The sequence below is a fragment of the Bacillus sp. T3 genome (genome assembly GCF_033449965.1).
GTDB lineage: Bacteria > Bacillota > Bacilli > Bacillales > Cytobacillaceae > Bacillus_BU.
Map to the genome: position 1 here is coordinate 932,653 of NZ_CP137761.1, position 21,401 is coordinate 954,053.

Below are 21,401 nucleotides of genomic sequence, written 5' to 3' on the forward strand. Positions count from 1 at the left end.
TGGTGTTTATTATTTGAAACATAGAAGCAAGGGAGATTTAAATCATGTTAGTTTCTCTAAATCGAATCATGGAGCGAATGATGCCAATTATTACCCCCGTGAGTGTAATAATCGGTGTGTTGTTAGCAGATGGATTAAAGTCCTACTCATTCTTAGTACCATGGATTTTTGCAATCATGACCTTCATTGGAAGTTTAGGCTCCAATATAAAATCATTAAAGGATGTCGTGCTTCACCCAATGCGCTTGTTTACTGTCCTTCTGATTCTTCATGTCATCATGCCGTTGTGGGCGCTTCTTTTAGGACACCTCACCTTTAGTGGAGATGCACATACGATTACGGGAATTATTTTAGCCACTCTCATTCCAACTGGCATAACGAGTGTCATTTGGGTATCTGTCTATAGCGGTAATACGGCGTTAGCCTTAATGATTATACTGGTCGATACTTTTCTATCCCCGTTTGTTGTTCCTTACAGCGTATCATTGTTTGCAGGAGAGTCAGTAGTCATTGATGTGTTTGGAATGATGAAAGGATTAGTTGGAATGGTTGTGCTCCCATCATTAATAGGGATGCTGTTAAATGAACTAACAAAGGGAAAAATAAAGCAGAAACTCGGAATTCCATTAGCTCCGTTTTCCAAGCTTGGATTAGCAGCGGTGGTTATGATTAATAGTTCAGTTGTTTCGCCATATTTAAAACAGGTTGATTTGAAATTGTTTATGATTGCCGCTCTTTCTTTAACGGTGTCTGCATCAGGCTATATCATTTCCGTTCTCATTGGCAAGCTTTTAAAATGGAGCAGGGAGGATGTCACCTCCTTAATGTTTACGGGTGGGATGAGAAACATTAGTGCTGGGGCCGTTCTTGCCGTTGCCTATTTTGACCCAGCAGTAGCGGTTCCGGTTGTCATCGGGATGCTATTTCAACAAGTATTAGCCTCTTCGTTCGGTGCGCTCCTTCATAAATCATACAAAAAACCATTCATTCAAAAACAAGTCAAAGGTGCCTAAATCGAACAAGCCATTGACGCAGTAAAGCGCTGGGGGACTGTCCCCGGCGCTTTACTGCGTCAATGAATGAAACCACGAACGAGATTGTGGAAACGTCCTCTAAACCTGTTTATCAGGCTATTTCATTTTGTATTTTGCATTTTCTGAGGTTTCTTACTACGATGGCGACTCCGATAAACCAAAGGATGACGAGGATTGCATAGATGCCAACCATAGTAGATGGGGAAAGATTAAAGGTGAGCATTAGTGTTCTCACATTAGTGAGAATAATCATTCCTCCAACTAAAATCCCAAGCAGATTTGATGGGATGATTTTTACGAGCCATGCCGCAATTGGAGCGGCAATAATTCCCCCAATCATTAAGGCAAAAACCCAAGTGAAATTGATTTGACTCCATCCTAATGAGATGAAAAATCCAAGCGATGAAAAGATGGCAATCGCAAATTCGCTCGTATCAACAGAACCAATTACTTTGCGTGTTTCAAGATTATTTTTTGACAATAATACCAGGTGTGGCAATTGGCCCCCAGCCGCCTCCTCCTGTTGCATCAAAGAAACCTGCAATAAATCCTAGTGGAATGAAGAACTTTTTATTTACATTCGTCTCCATTTTTTGCTGAGCGGTATTCGTTCTAAATAAGAATCGGTAAATGACAAAGCAGCCTAACCCAAGGAGAAATATTGAAACATAGGGTTTTATGATATCTCCAGGGATGCTTCCTAAAAAAATCGCGCCAATGAATGCACCAATTGAACCTGGGATGATTAATTTTTTTACAATTCCTTTATCAACGTTACCAAATCGGAGGTGCGATACTCCGGAGGCAGCTGTGGTAACAACTTCTGCTAAATGAACGGAGGCAGACGCTGCTGCCAGTGCAATTCCAAACATTAATAAAAGGGAAGTGGAGGTTACACCATAGGCCATACCAAGTGAACCATCAACTAACTGTGCGCAAAGCCCGATGATCGCTAGAATAATTAGTTTTTTCAAGAAAAACAACTCCTTTATCGTACCGCCTGAGTCCAATTTTCTGCAGTAGTTGTTGCAATCAGCAAACAGATATATAAGAAGTACTCTGAAAATCATAAATGATAAACTTAGGCATTTTACCCTATGATATGAGGCTGGGAATGACTGGGTCACAAGTCCAAATAAAATTGGGTGCAAAACCATTTAATTCCTTTACCCATTAATGTTCATAAAAAAACAAGGTGCATAGCCCTTGTGGATTAAATCCAACCATAAAAGGGTTATACACCTTGTTTTTTATTTTTTTGACATTTGATTGTATCTAGATAGTTCCTAAATTCAACCTTACAGGCTCCTGAATTAATCGCCAACAAAATTAAATCTGTCCAATCATTATCTAAATCGGAATTACGATTTTTTTGTTTATCATCCATGTCTGTGCCAAGTAGATACTCGATATTCGTATTTAATGTTTTTGCCATTTTATCTAAAAACAGAAGGGATGGATTCTTCTTAATGTCCCGTTCAATTAGACTTAAATAGGATTTAGAAACATTTGCAAGCTTAGCAAGTTCTGTAATCGAGTAGCCATGTTGTTCTCTTAAATTTTTTATTTGTTTACCTAGCAATGCCTACCACCTTCCTTAATAAAAATGTTAATAATTTTCAAATCAATTAATTGGATATATAATAGAGGAGGGTTCTTAAAAAAGAACGTTCTTTATTCTGTAAAATACTCCGAATACAAAAATAATGACGTGATCTTATATGTTTGTTCTCTATAGTATTCAAGCATATAGGTTTTTTTATGGGGGTAATATTCTTTATAAAGAACAACAAAAGGGGTGGGATTTTGAATTATTTATTTCACTATTTATCAGCTTTAAATATTCTTGATGCCGTTCTCACATTTTTTGGACTGGAATATTCCATAATTGGTGAGATGAATCCAATTATGGAGAAGTTATATAACATACATCCATTAATCTTTTTGTTTTCAAAGTTTATCCTATCCTTTTGTCTGTATTTATTTATCATTTTTAAAAGAGTTCCTAAGTCAAAATCTTCAAAAGTCATTACTTATGTGGCAACTGGACTGTATACCTTTATTTTTGTTCTCCACAGTGTTTGGTTGATCGAATACGTTTCCTTATACACATGATCTTGAATGGACTATTAAAAATTCTGACTGTACCATTTATCAAAACGTTTTTGAAAAATGTACTCGCAAACTCTAAATGAAAAGAGTATAGTGAAAAGTATTGAAATGACAACTGGAGTCATTGTTTTTTACAATTTTGATGGTGGTGAAGGATGGGTGCAAAAGCCAAAAATACCCACATACGAGCGAATAGCAATTGACCTTGCCAATCGCATCTACGATGGAAAATTTAAAGAAGGTGAAAAGATTCACGGAAGATCAACCTTGGCAAGCGACTACAAGGTTTCACCTGAGACTGTGCGAAGGGCAATTAAAATTTTAGAGGATGTTGAAATTGTCCAATCCACGAAGGGTAGTGGAATCGTTATTTCTTCACGTGAAAATGCGTTTAAATATATAAATCGATTTTCAAGCCTTGAAAGTATTCATGAATTGGAAAAGCAAATGAATACGCTAATTTCTGAACGTGAAAGTCTTGATGATCAATTATATGATACGCTCAGGAAAATCACCGATTACTCAGTTAAGCTCCGCCACACAAATCCACTTGCTCCGCTCGAAGTCGAGGTAAAAGTTGGCTGCAGCCATATCGGGAAAACTATTTCTGACCTGATGTTCTGGCAAAATACTGGCGGTACGGTGATTGGCATAAAAAGGCGGGGAGAGCTCATCATTTCCCCTGGACCATATGCATTGGTTCTTGAAGGTGACGTCCTGCTCGTCATTGGCAATGAAATGGCCTACGATCGCGTCTTACATTTTATGAATGATTAAAAAATGGGATATTCCTAATAAAGGAATATCCCATTTTGTTAATCCAATAACCCTTCCTGTACTAAGAAGTCCTTGGCAACCTTGGCTGGAGCTTCCTTCTGACTGTCGACTTTATAGTTCAGCTCGCGCATCTTAAACACTATGTGTATTTTGTCGATATTATAGTAATATAAAAATGAAACCTTTTAATTGAACAGGAGGAAGAATATGCAACTCCCTCAAATCCAACTACAACAAACTTATGGAAAAATTGGACTTAGAATATCTCAACCTGTACAGGAAATCGAACAACCTATCGCCGAAATGTCTATTAAACAATCTCCTGCAAAAATGATGATTGAACGAACACCATCCATTTTAGAAATAGATCAAGAGCAAGCAAGGAATGAGTTAAACTGTAAGAGCCCTAGTGTATTCTCTCAGGATTCTGCGGAGTATGGAAAACAACAAGCTTTTGAGGCAATTGCTATGATTGCACAAAAAGGTGATCGCTTAGCAAACATCAAAGGAAAAACGGATGCCATTGTGGCAATCGCGATAGAAAAGAATCTTAAAGAGCCACTTGACTTCAATATTGCCTTTATTCCCAGCTATGGATCGGTCCAAATTCGCTATACCCCTTCAGACCTTAAAATCGATTGGCAAGAGGGTGGGACTGAAATTGAAGTCGTTCAACAAAAGCCAGTTCATAATTATACACCAGGAAAAACAGAAGTCTATATGAGTCAATGGCCGGAACTAAAAGTCGATGTTATAGGATAATTTATTTATTAAAAAAGAAGTCTAAACTTTTTTTCAAAACAGTCGATAATATAAAAAATAGAATAGGAGGCGACTAGTTAATGAGAATTGATAATATGAAATATGGAATTTATTCCTACCAAAATCAACAAAAGAATACTAACACAACAAATGTTACAAAAAAGTCACCTTCCTCAGCGGATGTAACGATTTCATCGATCGGACGAGAAATTTCTCAAGCAAAAATGACAGAACAAGCTCAACATAAAGTACGAGTGCAGGAATTGAAACAACTCATTTCGGATGGGAATTACAAGGTTGACAGTAATGAAGTTGCCGGAAAGTTAATCAATTTTTGGAATTCAGACAGAAAACAGGAGAAATAGGAATGGACTCTTTAAAAAAACTAATTGAAATATTGGTTTTAATGGTTGATGCGCATACTCGTTTGCTAGAGTTAACGAAAGAAAAGAGAAATGTTCTTATAGCAGGGGATCATCAGTCCCTTTTTAATATAACTCACCGTGAAAATTCCTTTGCGATGGAAATTGAAAAATTGGAAGTGCAAAGGAAACAGTTTGCCAAAGAGCATCTTGAGAAAAACGGTTATGCTGGAATTTCATTTACGCTAGAGGAAATTGTTCAATTACAGGATAATACTAAGATAAAAAATACTTTAAATACAATCGCAAAGAAGCTTCGCAGTCTTGTTCAGGAAATTGCAAATATTAATAAGGGAAATCAACAATTAATTGAAACAGCCCTTTCTTATCTTAATTACTCTATCGGGATGTTTGTCCAAAAGGAACCCGATGTGGGGTATGGGCCAAAATCAAAGAATGGATATGCCAGACTATTGGATGCGAAGGTTTAAGATTATGGTAAGGAAATAGGACCTATTCCATGCATAAGTCAAAGTAGTGCGGAAATTCATTCATTGTTCTTGAAACGGAGGAAAATCATTATGACTTCAACTTTTCACGGTCTTGAGTTAGGGAAACGTGCACTAATGGCACAGCAAACTGCTTTATCAACAATTGGACACAATATTTCCAATGCAAACTCCGCTGGATACACGAGGCAAAGAGTAGACTTGCATGCAACCAATGCCATTTCTGTAACAGGATCATCTTCCTATAAATTAGGAACCGGTGTAGAAGTAAGCCAAATTGAGCGTTTAAGGGAAGATTATCTAGATGTTCAATTGCGAAATGAAACTAAAAATTCAGGATACTGGGAAGCCAAAAGTGAATCGCTATCGAAAATTGAAGAAATTTTAAATGAGCCTTCTGATGAAGGTTTATCGTATGTATTGAATGAATTTTGGAAGGGTTGGCAGGAGCTAGCAAAGGATCCGGATAGTGCAGCTGCTCGAGCAGTGGTTCGCCAAAGGGGAGTTGCTATGACTGAAACCTTTAAGTATGTTGTGGATTCTTTGGATCAGATGCAGACAGACCTGAAGAATGTTATTGTGACGAAGAGGGATGAGGTTAATTCCTTAGCTACCCAAATTGGTAGTTTAAATGATCAAATATCTCGTCTAGTAGCCAATAGCTATGAGCCGAATGATTTATTCGATCAACGGGATTTACTAATTGATCAGTTATCAAAAATCGTCGATGTTAAGGTGAATAAATCAACAAATGGAATGGTTGATATTTCAGTTGGTGGAGGAACTTTAGTTCAAGGCAAAACGGCAAATACACTGACTGTTGAATTTGATCAAACATCAGGGCTTGTAAATCCTGACAGTATCATGCTCGGTGATAAGAAGATCAACCTTGGTACTGGAGAATTATTAGGACGGATTGAATCGTACGGAATTGAAGGTGGGGGCTCCGAATCCACAATTCCTTATATTAAAAATAAGCTAAATGATTACGCAATGACGATCGCTAACGCGATAAATGAAGCACACCAAAATGGTGAGAGTTTAGATAATATTAACAATGCTACAACGACAAAGGTTGATTTCTTCACAGGAAGCTCTGCAAAGGATTTAACCGTAAATCCCTTAATTATGGAATCGCTAGATTTGATAGCAGCAGCTCAGAAAGATCCAGCAACTAACATTGCTTCAACTGGAAACGGGGAAAACGCAAAAGCGATTGCAGATGTATTATTAACGAAAAATCTTAATTTTCCAGAATCCTCATCAACTGTGGATGATTTTTATCGAAACATTATTGGTCAACTTGGGATTGATTCTCAGGAAGCAGGACGAATGTTCGATAATTCACAGGGCATTATTAAACAAATTGAGAATCGTCGCCAATCGATTTCAGGAGTATCGATTGATGAAGAGATGGCCAATATGATTAAGTTTCAACAAGCATACAATGCTGCGGCTCGTGTCGTGTCTTCTGTGGATGAATGTCTAGATAAAGTAATTAACGGTATGGGTAGGGTAGGATTGTAAGGGGGAATGAAATACAATGCGTGTTACACAAAATATGCTAAACTCAAATATGTTATATCACTTACAACGAAGCAATTCTTCGATGAATAAATATATGGATCAGTTATCTACAGGTAAAAAGATTAATAAGGCATCAGATGATCCTGTAACAGCTGTTAGAAGTATGTATTATCGCTCATCATTAAGTGAAGTCGAACAATTTAAGAGGAATTTAGAAGATGGTCTTTCGTGGATGTCTACGACTGATGAAGCGCTGGATCAGATTAATACAGTAGTACAGCGTGTTCGGGAACTAACCGTCCAAGGTTTAAGTGATACAAATGATTCAAATGACAGACGTGCCATCTCTGAAGAAATTAAACAATTAAAAGAACATATTGGGGAGATTTCTAACTCACAAATTGCTGGAAGATATATTTTTGCAGGAACTGACGTAAAGACACCGCCATATAGAGTAACGGCAAATGATCCTAGTAACCAAAAGGAATTTATTAATAATAATCAGGAAAAACTAGAACTACAAGTAGGACAAACTAACTCTATTCAAATTAATGTTTTAGGAACCGATGTGTTTAATAATGATGGTGAGGGCGGAATTTTTAAAGTGCTTACTGATATTGTTAATTATTTCGAATCTTCTGATGGTAGCAACGGTGAATCGAACCATTTAGATAAACTAGATAGTCAGATTAATAATATATTAAAAGAGCGTTCTGAATTAGGAGCAAGAATGAATCGGCTTGAGTTAAGTACATCGAAGGTCGAGGCGCTCGAAGTATCAACTACCAAGTTATTGTCTTCTGAAGAAGATGTAGATATTTCCCAAGTAATTATTGACTTGAAAGCGCAAGAAAATGTTCACAGTGCAGCACTCTCTGCTGGGGCTCGAATTATTCAACCAACATTACTCGATTTCTTGAAATAAAATACAACCAATAATTGATGCTGACAGTAAAAGTTTGTATTACATTACTTTCTTTTTTGTTAGCCTTTTTCTTATTTTAGAGACTTACTATTTTTCTCAAAGGGCCTTTATATATAAATCAAAATAAAGCAGGGGGAAAGCATGTATCCAAAAGTTAACCAGCAAATTTTAATTGATGTTGTCGATAAAAACATATCTTTTAAAACAATCATAGCTGAAAACGGAGAAAATGAAATACTTATAGGGATCCCAATGGTTGATCAAATAGGGATATTACCCAATGGAATGGAAATCGATGTCACTTTTCGTACAGGCGATGACATGTTTAGATTTCCATCAGAGATTATTGGTAAAAAAATAGATAATATCCCTTTATATATAATCCGAAAACCTCATGAAAAACAGATAATTAAAATACAACGTAGAGAAAACTTTCGGGTAAATCTTAATCTAAAGCTTTTGTTAAACGATATTGAATATACCACGGTCAATGTAAGTGCAGGTGGGTTACTGTTTTCAGGGAGTGATAAAACCGATCTTAAGGAAGGCGAAATTATGACTGGGACAGTGGTTGTCCCGAATGTTCAAACGCATGAGATCGAGTTTGTTACCTTTCAAGGTGAAATAAGACGGGTCTATGATCACGAAATTAAAGGATTAAAATATTTTGCGATGCAATTTATTGAAATTGATCCGCAAGATCAAACCAAAATCGTTCAATCTTGCTTTGAACAACAAAGACAAATGCGGCTTCTTAAAAGACGGAAATAGTAATCTAATAATATTCTTACATCCTTAATAATTTTATAGAAATAATCCAAATTCACCACTGTAAATGCGGTTGTATTTGGATTATTTAAGTTTGTTCGAATTTTTATTTTGATGTAAAACTTTACATGTTTGGTTTGAAAATCTATAATATTTATGTAATATTCAAAATTAATAAGACTTTTTACCTAGTTTTCATCAAGAAATGTGATGTTTATTAATCCAAAAAAATTATTTTCTACATACGGAAATAAAAAATGAACCTTTATCGAAATATATAATCGAGTTTGATTGACATCAAAAATTCTATTGGACATCTGTAATGGAACATTAAAAATGTTCGAAGGAGGGATTGTTGTGAGTTTAAGAACTGCGATATTTCAAATGAAAGATGCATTAAAGGTTAAAGATTTGGAATCGGTAAACGTTGAGTTGATTGATGAAATTGAAAAAATAAATGGTTTAAAAGAAGGTATATTGGCCTCTTATTTAGCTCATTTAAAAAAGCTAAACTTAAATATATCAGATGAGGAATTACCTCAAAATGAATCCAAAAAAATTAATCGTAAATGGACAAAAAACGAAATAGAGTTTATGTTTCAATATTTAAATGACCGACAAGATGAAGGTGCAATAAATATTACAGAAATATTGGAGGAAATTGCGCAATTGTTAAACCGTGGCTACCAGTCTGTTAATTATAAATACTATACCCTTTTGAAAAAGCAAGGGAAAAAGGATCCAGATGACAGACAGCAAAATTATCAATTTACGACAATTCCAGAGATGAAAATCCCGGTTATTTATACTGAATTAATTCCCCAAATCCAACCTGAACAAAAGGTATGTCAGGTTACAACGACAAAGGAAGATGATTTATTAGATGTTTTATCAGGATTCATTACGAACATCCAACAGCTTCCTGGTCTAAATCTAAATGATTTGCTCCGGAGTTTATACCAGCTAAGTGATATGGCACTTCAGAATCTTGACGATGTTACTACATTTGAAAATATTAAAAATGAAATTATTCAAGAAAAGGCTGAACTTCAGGAAAAACTTAAGCAAAAAGAAAGACAATTAGCACAGGAAAAAAAACGAAATGAAGAATTGCAAAAAGCGATCTTGAACATTGCGAATGAGGTTAGTGCTTTTAACCAGTTGAGCGATGTTGCAAAAATTCAAAACTTAAAATCATTTAATCAGAGACTTAATTCTGTTTTAGAAAAACCTGCGTATCTCGATCAAATTAGCAGAACGGTTTAATTTGACACTTCAACTCATATTGAAAAGCTATTCAAAAAATGGGTAGCTTTTTTCTATCCGCTGTCGTTATAATTAATAACGCAACCTTAAGCAAATTGTAGATGAACGATTAGTTAGCCCTATTTTAAAAATCTCCGAAATCAACTCTCTAAACAATTCTTTTTAGTATCCGATAATAAAAGAAGGATGATAAATTAAACGTGAAGGAGCCTTGCGTTATGACGGTACGAAATCCATACCAAAGCTATCAAAAACAAGCTGTTACGACTTCGCGGCCAGAAGAATTAACCTTTATGCTTTATCAAGGCCTAGTTAAGTATATCCGCTTATCAAAAATAGAACTTCAAAATAAGAATCTTGAAGGAAGTCATCATAATAATTTAAGAGCTCAAAATATATTAACTGAGTTAATGGTCACACTAAAAGCAGGATACGAAGTTTCGGATAAGCTTATGTCATTATATGATTTTATGAAAACCCGATTAATAGAAGCGAACTTTAATAAAAAAGTAGAGTTGTTTGATGAAGTAGAAGAGTTTGCTTTAGAATTACAGAAAACGTGGTCAGATGCAATGAAAATGAATAAAACAAAAATTTAGGGCTGAATGTATGAAAGAATTGATAGCAACATTATATGAAATTACATTAGCAATGAACAAGGAATTTGAACGGGAAAACTACGAAGAACTTGACAAGTTACTTATCAAACGAAATAACATAATGGACAAAGTAGATCAGATAAAGAGTGAAGATTCTACCTTCCGATATTCAAATGAAACAACTACGATGCTTGAAAAAATCGCCATAATGAATCACGACTTAACAACGAAATTAACAGTGAATCTTGAACATACGAAATTCCTTATAAACCAAAGAAAAATAAATAAACAAGTTTCGAAAAAGTTTCAACCATATAGTAATCAAAGTAGCGGAATATTTGTAGATGCAAAGAAATAGGGCATTTACTAATATCCGCGTTTTTGATGTAGTGGGATATTTTTGCACAATTTCGTAACAATTATTGCAAAATAATTACAACTATATCATTTATAATAATGGTTGTTAACAAAAAAATATTTTCTTATTTCACGAAGCATAAAGGAAGTTCTTTTTTGAAATTACTTCAACTAGAGAAGAACGATTCCGCTCTTTTATAATGGTCATTTGAGAGAGGAAGAAATTCATGCGTAGACTTAGAAATGGACAAACGCATAACAGTGGTCAAATCTATAATTTTTTTGAATATAAAAATACTAAACCTTATTTCAAATATCCTATTAAAATTACTGTATGTAGCAATCCAATTAACGATACATATTACATGCTGAAAAATATCGTATACAAAGGAAGACAGATATTGGCTTTAAGCAAAGAACAAGAGCCAAGCACGATTATTTTAGCAGAAGGCGAAATTATGGATGGGCAGCTTCAATATTTATTGAGGCTGCCTGATGAAAGTATAAGTGAAATAAAAATGCTGTTTGAAGGAACTCTTTAAAAAGGAATTAATAATCAAAATAGTCCTATTTAAGTGCGCGGAACACAAAATTATATACGTGTTCGCGCATTTTTTTCTTACAGATTCTAAATAATTACGTTGAGAGGGATGCTGGAAATTGATCATTGGTGATGATTTACTAACAAAAATTATGCTTACTAATACCTTATCTCGCAATGAGAAAATAAGATCGCAAATGTCAGAGTCAGCTCAGTTTAGTTCATTTTTTTCAACTGTGTTAAACCAGCTTCTGACGCAACAACAAGGATCACAAAACACAGAACAGGGGAATATCGATATATTTCTGTCTGATATAGGGATACAAAATGGGGTTTCTTATCAAACTTTCCCTATTGCTACAACAGAAAATTATATCACACAAAATCAGTTATTAAGCATTGGATCTAATTCTATCTCTGCAGTTAATATTGATAAGGTGTTAAAAGGAAAGTTAAGTGGTATGGGACAGACGTTTATAGATGCGGGACAAAAATATAATGTGGACCCTTCTCTTTTAGTGGCGATATCCCAACATGAAACGGGAAATGGTAAATCTCGTGCAGCAGAGGAAAAAAATAATATTGCTGGAATGATGGGTAAAAATGGGTTGAAGTCCTATGCTACTGTTCAAGAAAGCATAATGGATATGGCCAGAAATGTAAGTGAGAACTATGTAAAGAAAGGCTTAACTAGTATTTCTACGATTGGGGCAAAGTACGCACCTATCGGTGCCGCAAATGATCCGACTGGTTTAAATAATAATTGGGTGAATGGAGTTACTAAATATTATAACACGATAAATATTGGCTAAAATTGAAGTTATTTGCCATTTGGAAAATTGCTCTAGAAGGAATAATTTAAAGTCCAATTCAATCTTAATTATTTATCGTTACCTTAAAAGTATTTGTGACTAAAAAAATCATAGATTTTTTTCCTTTTTTTATAGTATATTGATAATAATGCATGTCAAATATAATCAAAATAACTAAAAAACTAACAAAAACTTAATGAGGTGGAATGATTTTGAATAATATTAACCTCCTAAAATCAGCGTTAGATGCTTCAAGTATGCGTCAACAGGTTATTTCAAACAATATTGCCAATGCGGAGACGCCGGGATATAAAGCAAAGCAAGTTGCGTTTGAGGATATATTAAACAAACATTTATCTAAGCAATCCAGTTTCGTTGGATTTCAAACCAATTCTCGCCATATAGCAATTGGAAAAGATGCTAGTATACCAGAACCAAAAATAATCGAGAACACCGAAACAGTAATGCAAAATAATAAAAATAATGTAGATATTGACCAGGAGATGACGCAAATGGGTAAAAACTCCCTATGGTATTACATGCTCTCCCAACAAATTTCAGGTCAATTCTCGAACTTATCTTATGCTATTAAAGGAAGGAGTTAACAAATATGTTTGATTCATTAAACATCAGTGGATCCGCGCTAACTGCTCAACGGTTGCGGATGGATGTTACTTCATCCAATATAGCCAATGCCTCTTCGACACGGGGAAAGTTTGTGAATGGTGAATGGGAACCATACCGTCGTAAAATGGTCGCTATGGAACCACGAGAAAAATCATTCAATCAGATATTACAGGGGGAAATGAATAAGCAATCGCGAAATTCTGCACAGTTACAAGGAGTAAGGGTAACGCAAATTGTCGAGGACCAGACTCCGTTTAATGTTGAATTTGATCCAACCAATCCAGATGCAAATGCTGAAGGGTATGTACGGACTCCGAATGTTGATTTATCTAAAGAGATGGTTGATTTACTGTCTGCATCTAGAGCATATGAAGCCAATGTTACAGCATTTAATACTGGAAAATCCCTCATGTTAAAAGCGTTAGAAATAGGGCGATAGGAGCAGAATAAATGGAAGTTTCGTCAATAGCAAGTGGAATAGTTAAAATGAATCAAAATCCATTCCAAAAGGTGGAAGTGGAGACTGGATCAAAGACGTCGTTTGCAAACGTCCTCAAAGGCTATATGGAAAATGTAAATTCGACAATAAACAAAGCTTCAGAGTTAACAGCACAGGTTGCTGCTGGCAAGATTGATAATGTGCATGATGTTATGATTGCCTCACAGCAATCCAAAATTGCCTTGGAGTTAACCGTTGCTATAAGAGATAAGGCGGTAGAAGCCTATCAAGAAACAATGCGTATGCAATTTTAAAGAATGATAGAAAGCTGAGCTGGGTGAGAAATGAACCGATCATGGATAGATCAAATCAAACAAACAAGAGAAGCATTCAGTGGCTATTGGAGTGCTCGTAGCTCGAAACAAAAAGGTCTTATTATTGGAACTTTTTTGTTTCTTATTGCTGTCCTTTCTACCTTTATTTTTATTGCATCGCGGCCACAATATGTGCCATTGTATACCGGGCAATTATCACAGCGAGAAGTCGGCGATATAAAAGCGGAATTGGACAAGCAAGGCTTTACGGACTATAAACTATCCGAAGATGGGACGATGCTGCAGGTTCCAAAAAAGGAAGCACCAGAACTATTGGTCGACCTTGCTGCTGCTGGTTATCCAAAAGATAACAAAATTAATTATGATGTTTTCAGTGAAAATCTATCATTTGGGGCTACGGATCGGCAATATGACATCCTTGAACGGGAAGCGATGCAAAATAAACTAGCAAGTATCCTTAAGTATGTAGATGGAATTGAAAACGCGGAAGTGATTTTGACATTACCTGAGGATTCGGTATTTGTTAGGCAGGATGAAGAAGAAAGCTCCAGTGCCTCTGTCATGGTGGAAGTAGAGCCAGGCTTAAAGCTGGATTCGAAGCAAATACAGGCACTTTATACACTAGTATCTAAAAGTGTACCGAATCTGCCAATCGAAAATATTACGATAATGAACCAGTATAGTGAGACATTGGCGCAAGAGGATGCAAGTGATGATCAATCACTAGATAAATATGATAAACAACGAAAAATTCAAAAGGATATCGAACAGGATATCCAAAAGAGTCTACAAAGCTTGCTAGGGACTCTTCTAGGTACCTGGTAAGGTGTATGTGCAAACGTTTGTCAAAGTCAATTTCGATAAAGTCAAAACAGAAGAAAATTTAGTTAAGCCTACAACTGAAAATAATGAAGGAATTGTGATTAGCTCTGAAAAGAATTCTGTTACATCTAACGGTAATGATACTAATGCCGGAGGTGTTGTCGGAACTGGTGAAACAGATATTCCTGGTTATGTAGGCGAAGAATCTTCTGGTGATAGTTCGTATGAAGAACTCCAAGAAAAAATGAACTATGAAGTTAACCGCATTAACAATCAAATAGAGAAAAGTCCTTATGTCATTGATGATATTACTATCAATGTTGGGGTGGAATCAAACACATCATCGTCAAATAAGTTGCCCCAGGAAACATTAGATAATATCCGTAACGTTGTATCCAATACAGTAAGAACCGCGTTAGGGCATCCAGAGTTAACGGACGAACAGGTAGATCAGCGAATTACCATTTTTCCTCATAAATTTGCCGAAAACACGACCGAAAATAGTGAAAAAGCACTTGTATGGCCTTATATCGCAGGAGGTGTAGCAGCATTTGTCCTATTAGTAGGGGGCATTGTTTTGTGGTGGATGCGGAAAAGAAAGAGAGCAGAGAATGAGCTTGAAGATTTTCCATTTGTACAACATTCACTACCTAATGAAGACCTGGAATATTTCGCTGAACAAGAAATGGGTGTTGATGCTCAATTGAAAAAACTACTCGATCAAAGGCCAGAGGATTTCACAAAAATGATTCGTACTTGGCTTAATGAAGAGGAGGTATAGCTTCATGGCAAAATTGACTGGTAGGCAAAAGGCAGCAATTCTTCTTATAGCTATGGGACAGGAAGCTTCATCAAAGGTATTTAAGCATTTACCAGATGAAGAAATTGAACAATTAACGCTTGCTATCTCGAATGTCCACAGGGTTGACAGTCAAGATAAGAATGAAGTATTAAAGGAATTTCACGAAATGTGTGTTGCGCAGGATTATTTGTCAATGGGTGGGATCGACTATGCACAAAATGTGTTAGAGTCAGCATTAGGCAAGGAAAGAGCTCAGCAAATCATTATAAGATTAACGTCACAGTTACAAGTAAAACCGTTTGATTTTGCGCGAAGAATTGATCCTGTCCAAATCTATCAATTTCTGCAAAATGAGCATCCACAAACGATTGCACTTGTATTAGCCCATTTAGAGCCAAAACAGGCATCGATGATTCTTTCTTCCCTGTCTGTTGAACTGCAATCAGATGTGGCAAGACGGATAGCGTTGCTTGAGCAGACTTCCCCAGATGTCATTAAGGAAGTTGAACATATATTAGAAACACGGTTAGCTTCGACAATCCGTCAAGATTTCACAATAGTCGGTGGAATTGAATCAATTGTCAACATCCTAAACGGTGTGGACCGAACAACAGAGAGAAGTATATTAGAGCACTTAAACGAGCAAGACAATGATCTAGTGGATGAAATTAAAAAGCGGATGTTTATTTTTGAAGACATTATTAACCTTGATCGTCGAGCCATTCAACGGGTTATTCAAGAAGTTGATAATCAGGACTTAATCCTTGCATTGAAAGCTTCTAGTCCTGAAGTGAAAAAAGTTATATTGGCCAACATGTCCTCTCGTATGGCTGAAAGTTTTCAGGAGGAAATGGAGTTTCTTGGTCCAGTTCGTGTCAAAGTTGTTGAGGAAGCACAAGGAAGAATTGTGTCCGTTATTCGTCGCTTAGAGGATTCAGGTGAGATTGTTATTGCACGGGGTGGCTCTGATGATATCCTACTCTAAAATATTTAAAGCCTCCCAGCTTACTATTGCCAATGATGTTAAAGTCATTAGTCAACCACAGATAAAATTGAGTGATTTTCTTGAGGAATCCGAGGATAATATGTCTATTGAAGCAATCGGTGACGATTCGCATCTTTCGGTTCAGGAGACAAAGGAGCAGGCACAGGCAATTATTGAAGAGGCAGAGCTTACTGCTAGCTTACTCCTTGCTTCAGCTGAGGAAAAAATTAAGCAATGGTGGAATGAAAACGAAAATAAGTTGGAAGTTACTCTGATTGATGCGAAGCATCAAGGCTATGAAGATGGATATCTGCAGGGGAAAATGGAGGCTGAAGCTGAGTTACGGACCGAGTATGAAGAGAAGTTGGACCAAGTTCAGCAGATTCTAACAGAAGCGTTTGAGCAAAAGAAAGCAATTATTGATGAAGCGGAACCATTTTTACTTGAATTAAGTGCATCGATTGCTGAACAAATTGTCAAACAGGAATTAAAAAGCTACCCGCATAAATTTGTCGAGCTTATTCAGCAGCACATTATCCGCTTCAAAGAAAAAGAGCATATAACGATTTGTGTTCATTCCGGATGATTTTGATTTAATACAATCGCAACGTGCACATCTACTATCGGTTGTGAACGGGGAAACCGAAATTAGAATAATTCCTGGACCATTCTGTTTCGCAACAAGGCTGCATCATTCGCACAGCATACGGTAGTATAGATGCCCGCATCGATACCCAGATTGAAGAAATTAAAAAGGCCATTTTAGAAATAGGAAGGGAGTAGAACAGTGGTATTGTCGGTAGAAAAATACAAAAACGTCATCCGTGGCATTGATCCCGTAAGAATAAACGGAAAAATAACCCAGATCATTGGCTTAACAATTGAATCACAAGGCCCAGATGTACGAATTGGCGAACTCTGTTCTATTTACCCAACTAATTCACAAACTCCCATTCAAGCCGAGGTTGTAGGGATTCGTGAAAACAAGGTTTTACTCATGCCGTTAGGAGAAGTTCGTGCGATTGGCCCAGGGTGTGATGTTGTGGCAAGTGGAAAACCAATGATGGTCAAGGCTGGATTTCAGCTATTGGGAAGAATTTTGGATGGATTAGGCAATCCAATTGATGGGAAACCCCTGCCATTTGGGCTTGAAGAAGTTCCAACCCATTCTAAGCCACCTAATCCATTAACAAGACCCAGGATTCATGCACCTTTAGGAGTTGGCGTTCGGACCATTGATGGACTAATGACAGTTGGAAAAGGGCAGCGGATGGGTATATTTGCAGGAAGTGGAGTTGGGAAAAGTACTTTGCTTGGAATGATCTCTAGAAATACCACTGCAGATGTCAATGTGATCGCATTAATCGGTGAACGAGGACGTGAGGTGCTTGACTTTTTAGAGCAAAACTTAGGTGAGGAAGGCTTAAAAAAATCCGTCGTCATTGTTGCAACCTCAGACCAACCTGCTTTGATTCGAATTAAGGGCGCACTAACTGCTACTTCCATTGCAGAGTATTTCCGTGATCAAGGAAAAGATGTGTTGTTAGTTATGGATTCAGTAACGCGATTTGCAATGGCACAAAGAGAAATTGGTCTAGCTATTGGTGAACCACCGACAACCAAAGGATATACCCCATCGGTTTTCGCAATGCTACCACAACTATTAGAACGAACTGGTACCTGGGCTAAAGGGATCGATTTCAGCGATGTACACAGTATTGGTGGATGGCGATGATATGAACGAACCAATTGCTGACGCTGTACGTGGAATTTTGGATGGGCATATTGTTTTAAAGCGTTCAATTGCCAGGAAGGGAATTTTTCCTGCGATAGATGTATTAAACAGTGCAAGCCGGGTAATGACGGAGATTACCTCAGAAGAGCATTTAAATGCAGCCAGGAATTTTACGAGATTGTTAGCTTCATTTAATGAAGCGGAAGACTTGATTAATATTGGTGCATATAAAAAGGGCTCGAATCGCGAGATTGACTTAGCTGTCCGATTAAAGCCGCAAATGGATCAGTTCCTTAGACAGGGTATCTATGAAGCTTCTAATCTTGAGGATGGTAAATCTTATTTAATATCACAGTTTGGGGTGACGATGCGGTGAGTTTTATTTTTCCTTTTCAAAAGGTATTGAATGTAAAAGAAAAAGAAGTAGAGATTGCTCAACAAGAATATAGTTCAGTAAAACAACAACAAATGCATTTAGAGGAGCATTTGAAAAGACTAGATACTTCAAAGGACAAAGCATTCCACCAATACAATGATGTTGACCTGGAAAAGTGTGTGGGAAATTTTGGAGTTTCAACAAGAGATTGACCATGTAAACTTACAAATGAAACAGCTTTCTTTTAAAGCCCAAGAAATTGATCAAGAGGTAGAAAAGCACCATCAGGTTTTGCTTGAAAAATCAAAAGAAGCAAAAATATGGAACCAATGGAAGGCTAAATCAAAGACAACGTTTGAACAACTAATCAATCAAAAAGAACAGGCGATGCTAGATGAGATGGCTGTTCTTCGCCACTCTAGAAGGCTATAAAGGTAAAAATGAATGGATGAGAGAAAACGAAGAAAGTTAGAATCCCTTTTTTATATAGTGATTATACCACTTATTTTCACGTCAATTTTCGGGCTGATTTTTATTAATGTTTTAGATATTCCTGTCTGGAAGTCCTTTAAAGAATGGGGAAATCGTGTTCCTATTGTAATGAACATTGTTCCAGGCGTGAATTCAGCAAAACCTAATTCGGGCTATAGCATAGTATCTGATAATGCAAAAGCTCCTGAGAAAGAACTTAATGAAAAAAATGAAAAAATTATAGAGCTTAAACAGCAAATTAGTGCGAATAAAAAAAGTATTGAAAAGCTGAAGCAAAGCAATGAAGAATTGCAACAACAAGTAAAAGTAACACAATCAAAAGAATTTCAGAAACAGATCAAAAAGGTAGCGGAAATTTATTCTGATATTCAACCCTCAAAAGCAGCTGCCATGCTTGTGACAATGCCAATCGAGGAAGCTACTTTAACCATTGCAATGTTAAATCCAAACCAGCAAAGCAGTATTTTAGGAAGTATGAAAGATCCAAAACGGGCAGCGGAAATTACGATGATATTAAAAGAAATAGTTGTATTAAAAGAAACTGACCAAGTCTCACTTCAAACAAAAATACGTGAAATCGCACTAAAAAATGAAAGCCCTACAAAAACGTTCGCCCAAGCGATATCAGGGATGCAGCCTGTTCAGGTAGCAGCTATCCTGCAATCGATGATGGCTGTAAATTCCCAGGTTACGATCGATGTTATAAAAGATTTACCAACAGTCAATCGCACCAGTATTTTAGCAGAACTAGCAAAAGTGGATGGCGAGATGGCACAACAAATTACGTCAAACTTAAATTAGTCGGAATCACTCCAAGGAAGGAGATCAGCATGAAACGCTTTATTGTATTCTTAATATTAATTTATTCTCTATTTTCCTATCAATCCACCAGTTTTGCCTCAGATTCAACTTCAGACGGAGAAACTTCCGTCTATGATGCTATCCAAAAAGGTGAGAAGCAAACTACACCAAAGTCGACAAAAGATGTGGATAGCCAATCAACTACGTTATTTCCTTCAATGATAAAATTTTTTGTCTCATTTATATTTGTAATTGGTCTTTTGTACTTTTTAATGAGGTTTCTTTCAAAACGTAATCGACCGTTCCAGGGAAATGGTCCGATTTTGTCATTAGGGGGACAATCACTTGGAAATAATCGATCACTGCAGGTGGTTCTTTTAGGTCAGACTATTTATATCATCGGCGTAGGTGAAACGATTTCTCTGATTCGAACGATTGAAAAAGGTGAGGAATACCAGTCTTTACTGGAAGGCTTTGAAAATCAAGCTGAGGTACTGACACCGAAATGGCTAACACTTGATTCGAAAAAAAATGGTACTCTGTGCTTCGTAAATATATGAAAAAAATGCAGAAAGAAAATGATAGGGAGTAGAGTCGATGATACGTAAATTAGCTATACTAGTCCCTATTTTTACATTCTGTTTCTTTTCGCTTGTCCATGCAGAGGAGACGACAACCTCCATCATACCTGGGATTGACCTCGGTTCAAGTAATGATCCCGATCAAGTTGCCAATACATTAAAAATTGTAATACTTATCACGGTCCTATCGATTGCACCAGCTATTCTAGTGTTAATGACGAGCTTTACCAGAATAATTGTTGTCTTAGGCTTTGTTCGAAATGCTCTTGGTACACAGCAAATACCACCAAATCAGGTGCTAATAGGTTTATCACTGTTTATGACCTTTTTTATCATGGGTCCGATTTTTTCGCAAATCAATAAAGAAGCGTTTCAGCCTCTGATGGAAGGAACTATCTCTCAGGAGGAAGCTTTTGACACAGCAAGTGTCCCTTTGAAGGAATTCATGACAAAGCATACTCGTGAAAAAGATTTAGCTCTTTTTATGGATTATGCAAAAATGGATCGACCAGATCATGTTGAGGATATCCCTATGAGGGCATTGGTTCCGGCTTTTGCGATTAGTGAATTAAAAACGGCCTTTCAAATGGGCTTTTTAATATTTGTTCCTTTTCTTGTAATCGACATGATCGTTTCGAGTGTCTTGATGTCGATGGGGATGATGATGCTGCCGCCGGTCATGATTTCATTACCTTTTAAAATTCTATTATTCATCTTAGTTGATGGCTGGCATTTAATTGTAAAGTCATTACTGGTGAGTTTTTAAGGTGGGGGGTAGAGCATGTCGACTGAAATGATTTTTCGAATTGCCCAAGAAGCTATTTATACGATTTTGATTGTAACTGCTCCAGTTGCAGGTGTAGCGCTAGCCGTTGGTTTATTGGTGAGTATCTTTCAAGCAACTACTCAAATTCAAGAGCAGACTCTCGCTTTTGTACCCAAGATTATCGCAGTGTTTTTATCGCTTTTATTTTTCGGTTCGTGGATGCTTCAACGTGTCGTCGAATTCACTCAAAATTTACTAGGAAATCTTTCACAATTTGTGGGGTAGCACG

29 protein-coding genes and 2 pseudogenes are annotated in these 21,401 nt (G+C 36.6%); 29 read left to right on the forward strand and 2 right to left on the reverse strand.

Translation table 11 applies throughout. The features are described from left to right. The first annotated feature begins 44 nt into the window (after positions 1-44). Positions 45-1,013 carry a bile acid:sodium symporter family protein gene (locus RGF10_RS04710; protein ID WP_318507721.1) on the forward strand — a complete coding sequence of 323 codons (969 nt, stop codon included), beginning with the start codon at positions 45-47 and terminating at the stop codon, positions 1,011-1,013. Positions 1,014-1,125: 112 nt separating this feature from the next. Here the strand turns inward: RGF10_RS04710 and RGF10_RS04715 are convergent. Both RGF10_RS04715 and RGF10_RS04720 read right to left on the reverse strand, forming a co-directional pair. Continuing rightward, a pseudogene (locus RGF10_RS04715) lies at positions 1,126-2,008 on the reverse strand (sulfite exporter TauE/SafE family protein). Positions 2,009-2,268: 260 nt separating this feature from the next. Then, the gene (locus RGF10_RS04720; protein ID WP_318507723.1) at positions 2,269-2,616 is read right to left on the reverse strand and encodes a helix-turn-helix domain-containing protein; all 348 of its coding nucleotides are present in this window, start codon (positions 2,614-2,616) and stop codon (positions 2,269-2,271) included. A 179-nt stretch (positions 2,617-2,795) separates the two neighbouring features. On the opposite strand from RGF10_RS04720, the gene RGF10_RS23750 reads away from it, so the two are divergent. The 28 genes and pseudogenes from RGF10_RS23750 (at position 2,796) to fliQ (ending at position 21,397) form a co-directional block, all read left to right on the forward strand. Beyond that, entirely contained in the window at positions 2,796-3,149 is a 354-nt protein-coding gene (locus RGF10_RS23750) for a DUF5658 family protein (RefSeq protein ID WP_412176678.1), read from the forward strand. A gap of 90 nt (positions 3,150-3,239) precedes the next feature. After that, the gene (locus tag RGF10_RS04725; RefSeq protein ID WP_318507725.1) at positions 3,240-3,923 is read left to right on the forward strand and encodes a TrkA C-terminal domain-containing protein; all 684 of its coding nucleotides are present in this window, start codon (positions 3,240-3,242) and stop codon (positions 3,921-3,923) included. A 207-nt stretch (positions 3,924-4,130) separates the two neighbouring features. Further along, complete coding sequence (locus RGF10_RS04730; RefSeq protein ID WP_318507727.1) at positions 4,131-4,685, forward strand: DUF6470 family protein; 555 nt, start codon at positions 4,131-4,133, stop codon at positions 4,683-4,685. An 80-nt stretch (positions 4,686-4,765) separates the two neighbouring features. Next, positions 4,766-5,050, forward strand: a complete 285-nt coding sequence (flgM, locus tag RGF10_RS04735; RefSeq protein WP_318507729.1) for a flagellar biosynthesis anti-sigma factor FlgM — start codon at positions 4,766-4,768, stop codon at positions 5,048-5,050. A gap of 2 nt (positions 5,051-5,052) precedes the next feature. Then, complete coding sequence (locus RGF10_RS04740) at positions 5,053-5,538, forward strand: flagellar protein FlgN (protein WP_318507730.1); 486 nt, start codon at positions 5,053-5,055, stop codon at positions 5,536-5,538. 90 nt (positions 5,539-5,628) lie between these two features. Further along, positions 5,629-7,083 (forward strand): flagellar hook-associated protein FlgK, encoded by a 1,455-nt coding sequence (flgK, locus tag RGF10_RS04745; protein WP_318507731.1) that lies wholly within the window; start codon positions 5,629-5,631, stop codon positions 7,081-7,083. A 16-nt stretch (positions 7,084-7,099) separates the two neighbouring features. Beyond that, positions 7,100-8,008: a flagellar hook-associated protein FlgL gene (gene flgL / locus RGF10_RS04750; protein WP_318507733.1), complete on the forward strand. Its 909-nt coding sequence runs from the start codon at positions 7,100-7,102 to the stop codon at positions 8,006-8,008. A gap of 141 nt (positions 8,009-8,149) precedes the next feature. Beyond that, positions 8,150-8,779, forward strand: coding sequence for a flagellar brake protein (locus tag RGF10_RS04755; RefSeq protein WP_318507735.1), 630 nt, complete (start codon positions 8,150-8,152; stop codon positions 8,777-8,779). Positions 8,780-9,133: 354 nt separating this feature from the next. After that, the gene (locus RGF10_RS04760; RefSeq protein WP_318507737.1) at positions 9,134-10,042 is read left to right on the forward strand and encodes a coiled-coil domain-containing protein; all 909 of its coding nucleotides are present in this window, start codon (positions 9,134-9,136) and stop codon (positions 10,040-10,042) included. Between the two features lie 218 nt (positions 10,043-10,260). Further along, on the forward strand, positions 10,261-10,641 hold the full coding sequence (gene fliS, locus RGF10_RS04765; protein WP_318507738.1) for a flagellar export chaperone FliS: 381 nt from the start codon (positions 10,261-10,263) through the stop codon (positions 10,639-10,641). A gap of 10 nt (positions 10,642-10,651) precedes the next feature. Beyond that, positions 10,652-10,999 (forward strand): hypothetical protein, encoded by a 348-nt coding sequence (locus tag RGF10_RS04770; protein WP_318507740.1) that lies wholly within the window; start codon positions 10,652-10,654, stop codon positions 10,997-10,999. Between the two features lie 226 nt (positions 11,000-11,225). Next, positions 11,226-11,540 carry a hypothetical protein gene (locus tag RGF10_RS04775; RefSeq protein ID WP_318507742.1) on the forward strand — a complete coding sequence of 105 codons (315 nt, stop codon included), beginning with the start codon at positions 11,226-11,228 and terminating at the stop codon, positions 11,538-11,540. Positions 11,541-11,658: 118 nt separating this feature from the next. Further along, positions 11,659-12,351, forward strand: coding sequence for a glucosaminidase domain-containing protein (locus RGF10_RS04780; RefSeq protein ID WP_318507744.1), 693 nt, complete (start codon positions 11,659-11,661; stop codon positions 12,349-12,351). A gap of 206 nt (positions 12,352-12,557) precedes the next feature. Then, a complete protein-coding gene (flgB, locus tag RGF10_RS04785) occupies positions 12,558-12,956 on the forward strand; it encodes a flagellar basal body rod protein FlgB (protein WP_318507745.1) in 399 nt (132 codons plus the stop codon). A gap of 5 nt (positions 12,957-12,961) precedes the next feature. Next, positions 12,962-13,417, forward strand: a complete 456-nt coding sequence (flgC, locus tag RGF10_RS04790; protein ID WP_318507747.1) for a flagellar basal body rod protein FlgC — start codon at positions 12,962-12,964, stop codon at positions 13,415-13,417. Positions 13,418-13,428: 11 nt separating this feature from the next. Then, entirely contained in the window at positions 13,429-13,731 is a 303-nt protein-coding gene (fliE, locus tag RGF10_RS04795; protein WP_318507749.1) for a flagellar hook-basal body complex protein FliE, read from the forward strand. Positions 13,732-13,761: 30 nt separating this feature from the next. Continuing rightward, positions 13,762-14,577 (forward strand): flagellar basal-body MS-ring/collar protein FliF, encoded by an 816-nt coding sequence (gene fliF, locus RGF10_RS04800; protein ID WP_318507751.1) that lies wholly within the window; start codon positions 13,762-13,764, stop codon positions 14,575-14,577. A 7-nt stretch (positions 14,578-14,584) separates the two neighbouring features. Next, positions 14,585-15,355 (forward strand): flagellar M-ring protein FliF C-terminal domain-containing protein, encoded by a 771-nt coding sequence (locus tag RGF10_RS04805; RefSeq protein WP_318507753.1) that lies wholly within the window; start codon positions 14,585-14,587, stop codon positions 15,353-15,355. Between the two features lie 4 nt (positions 15,356-15,359). Further along, positions 15,360-16,361 (forward strand): flagellar motor switch protein FliG, encoded by a 1,002-nt coding sequence (fliG, locus tag RGF10_RS04810; protein WP_318507755.1) that lies wholly within the window; start codon positions 15,360-15,362, stop codon positions 16,359-16,361. Further along, positions 16,345-16,947, forward strand: a complete 603-nt coding sequence (locus tag RGF10_RS04815; protein WP_318507757.1) for a FliH/SctL family protein — start codon at positions 16,345-16,347, stop codon at positions 16,945-16,947. The genes fliG and RGF10_RS04815 overlap by 17 nt, the downstream gene beginning before the upstream one ends. A gap of 74 nt (positions 16,948-17,021) precedes the next feature. Further along, positions 17,022-17,144, forward strand: a complete 123-nt coding sequence (locus RGF10_RS23755) for a FliH/SctL family protein (protein WP_412176713.1) — start codon at positions 17,022-17,024, stop codon at positions 17,142-17,144. A gap of 4 nt (positions 17,145-17,148) precedes the next feature. Then, positions 17,149-18,472, forward strand: a pseudogene (gene fliI / locus RGF10_RS04820) (flagellar protein export ATPase FliI). Next, the gene (locus RGF10_RS04825; protein ID WP_318507758.1) at positions 18,469-18,684 is read left to right on the forward strand and encodes a flagellar export protein FliJ; all 216 of its coding nucleotides are present in this window, start codon (positions 18,469-18,471) and stop codon (positions 18,682-18,684) included. The pseudogene fliI and the gene RGF10_RS04825 overlap by 4 nt, the downstream one beginning before the upstream one ends. Then, positions 18,662-18,904 carry a hypothetical protein gene (locus RGF10_RS04830; RefSeq protein WP_318507760.1) on the forward strand — a complete coding sequence of 81 codons (243 nt, stop codon included), beginning with the start codon at positions 18,662-18,664 and terminating at the stop codon, positions 18,902-18,904. The genes RGF10_RS04825 and RGF10_RS04830 overlap by 23 nt, the downstream gene beginning before the upstream one ends. A 12-nt stretch (positions 18,905-18,916) precedes the next feature. Further along, positions 18,917-19,765: a MotE family protein gene (locus tag RGF10_RS04835; protein WP_318507761.1), complete on the forward strand. Its 849-nt coding sequence runs from the start codon at positions 18,917-18,919 to the stop codon at positions 19,763-19,765. Between the two features lie 29 nt (positions 19,766-19,794). Next, a complete protein-coding gene (locus RGF10_RS04840) occupies positions 19,795-20,325 on the forward strand; it encodes a flagellar biosynthetic protein FliO (protein WP_318507763.1) in 531 nt (176 codons plus the stop codon). 37 nt (positions 20,326-20,362) lie between these two features. Further along, entirely contained in the window at positions 20,363-21,112 is a 750-nt protein-coding gene (gene fliP, locus RGF10_RS04845) for a flagellar type III secretion system pore protein FliP (protein ID WP_318507765.1), read from the forward strand. Positions 21,113-21,127: 15 nt separating this feature from the next. Continuing rightward, on the forward strand, positions 21,128-21,397 hold the full coding sequence (gene fliQ, locus RGF10_RS04850) for a flagellar biosynthesis protein FliQ (RefSeq protein WP_318507767.1): 270 nt from the start codon (positions 21,128-21,130) through the stop codon (positions 21,395-21,397). Positions 21,398-21,401: the final 4 nt, after the last annotated feature.

Bases quoted from the DNA above. Each gene is read 5' to 3' on its own strand.
- RGF10_RS04710 (WP_318507721.1), top strand. From the start codon at position 45: ATGTTAGTTTCTCTAAATCGAATCATGGAGCGAATGATGCCAATTATT.
- RGF10_RS23750 (WP_412176678.1), top strand. From the start codon at position 2,796: ATGGGGGTAATATTCTTTATAAAGAACAACAAAAGGGGTGGGATTTTG.
- RGF10_RS04730 (WP_318507727.1), top strand. From the start codon at position 4,131: ATGCAACTCCCTCAAATCCAACTACAACAAACTTATGGAAAAATTGGA.
- flgM (WP_318507729.1), top strand. From the start codon at position 4,766: ATGAGAATTGATAATATGAAATATGGAATTTATTCCTACCAAAATCAA.
- RGF10_RS04740 (WP_318507730.1), top strand. From the start codon at position 5,053: ATGGACTCTTTAAAAAAACTAATTGAAATATTGGTTTTAATGGTTGAT.
- flgK (WP_318507731.1), top strand. From the start codon at position 5,629: ATGACTTCAACTTTTCACGGTCTTGAGTTAGGGAAACGTGCACTAATG.
- flgL (WP_318507733.1), top strand. From the start codon at position 7,100: ATGCGTGTTACACAAAATATGCTAAACTCAAATATGTTATATCACTTA.
- RGF10_RS04755 (WP_318507735.1), top strand. From the start codon at position 8,150: ATGTATCCAAAAGTTAACCAGCAAATTTTAATTGATGTTGTCGATAAA.
- fliS (WP_318507738.1), top strand. From the start codon at position 10,261: ATGACGGTACGAAATCCATACCAAAGCTATCAAAAACAAGCTGTTACG.
- RGF10_RS04770 (WP_318507740.1), top strand. From the start codon at position 10,652: ATGAAAGAATTGATAGCAACATTATATGAAATTACATTAGCAATGAAC.
- RGF10_RS04775 (WP_318507742.1), top strand. From the start codon at position 11,226: ATGCGTAGACTTAGAAATGGACAAACGCATAACAGTGGTCAAATCTAT.
- flgB (WP_318507745.1), top strand. From the start codon at position 12,558: ATGATTTTGAATAATATTAACCTCCTAAAATCAGCGTTAGATGCTTCA.
- flgC (WP_318507747.1), top strand. From the start codon at position 12,962: ATGTTTGATTCATTAAACATCAGTGGATCCGCGCTAACTGCTCAACGG.
- fliE (WP_318507749.1), top strand. From the start codon at position 13,429: ATGGAAGTTTCGTCAATAGCAAGTGGAATAGTTAAAATGAATCAAAAT.
- fliF (WP_318507751.1), top strand. From the start codon at position 13,762: ATGAACCGATCATGGATAGATCAAATCAAACAAACAAGAGAAGCATTC.
- fliG (WP_318507755.1), top strand. From the start codon at position 15,360: ATGGCAAAATTGACTGGTAGGCAAAAGGCAGCAATTCTTCTTATAGCT.
- RGF10_RS04815 (WP_318507757.1), top strand. From the start codon at position 16,345: ATGATATCCTACTCTAAAATATTTAAAGCCTCCCAGCTTACTATTGCC.
- RGF10_RS04835 (WP_318507761.1), top strand. From the start codon at position 18,917: ATGGATGAGAGAAAACGAAGAAAGTTAGAATCCCTTTTTTATATAGTG.
- RGF10_RS04840 (WP_318507763.1), top strand. From the start codon at position 19,795: ATGAAACGCTTTATTGTATTCTTAATATTAATTTATTCTCTATTTTCC.
- fliP (WP_318507765.1), top strand. From the start codon at position 20,363: ATGATACGTAAATTAGCTATACTAGTCCCTATTTTTACATTCTGTTTC.
- fliQ (WP_318507767.1), top strand. From the start codon at position 21,128: ATGTCGACTGAAATGATTTTTCGAATTGCCCAAGAAGCTATTTATACG.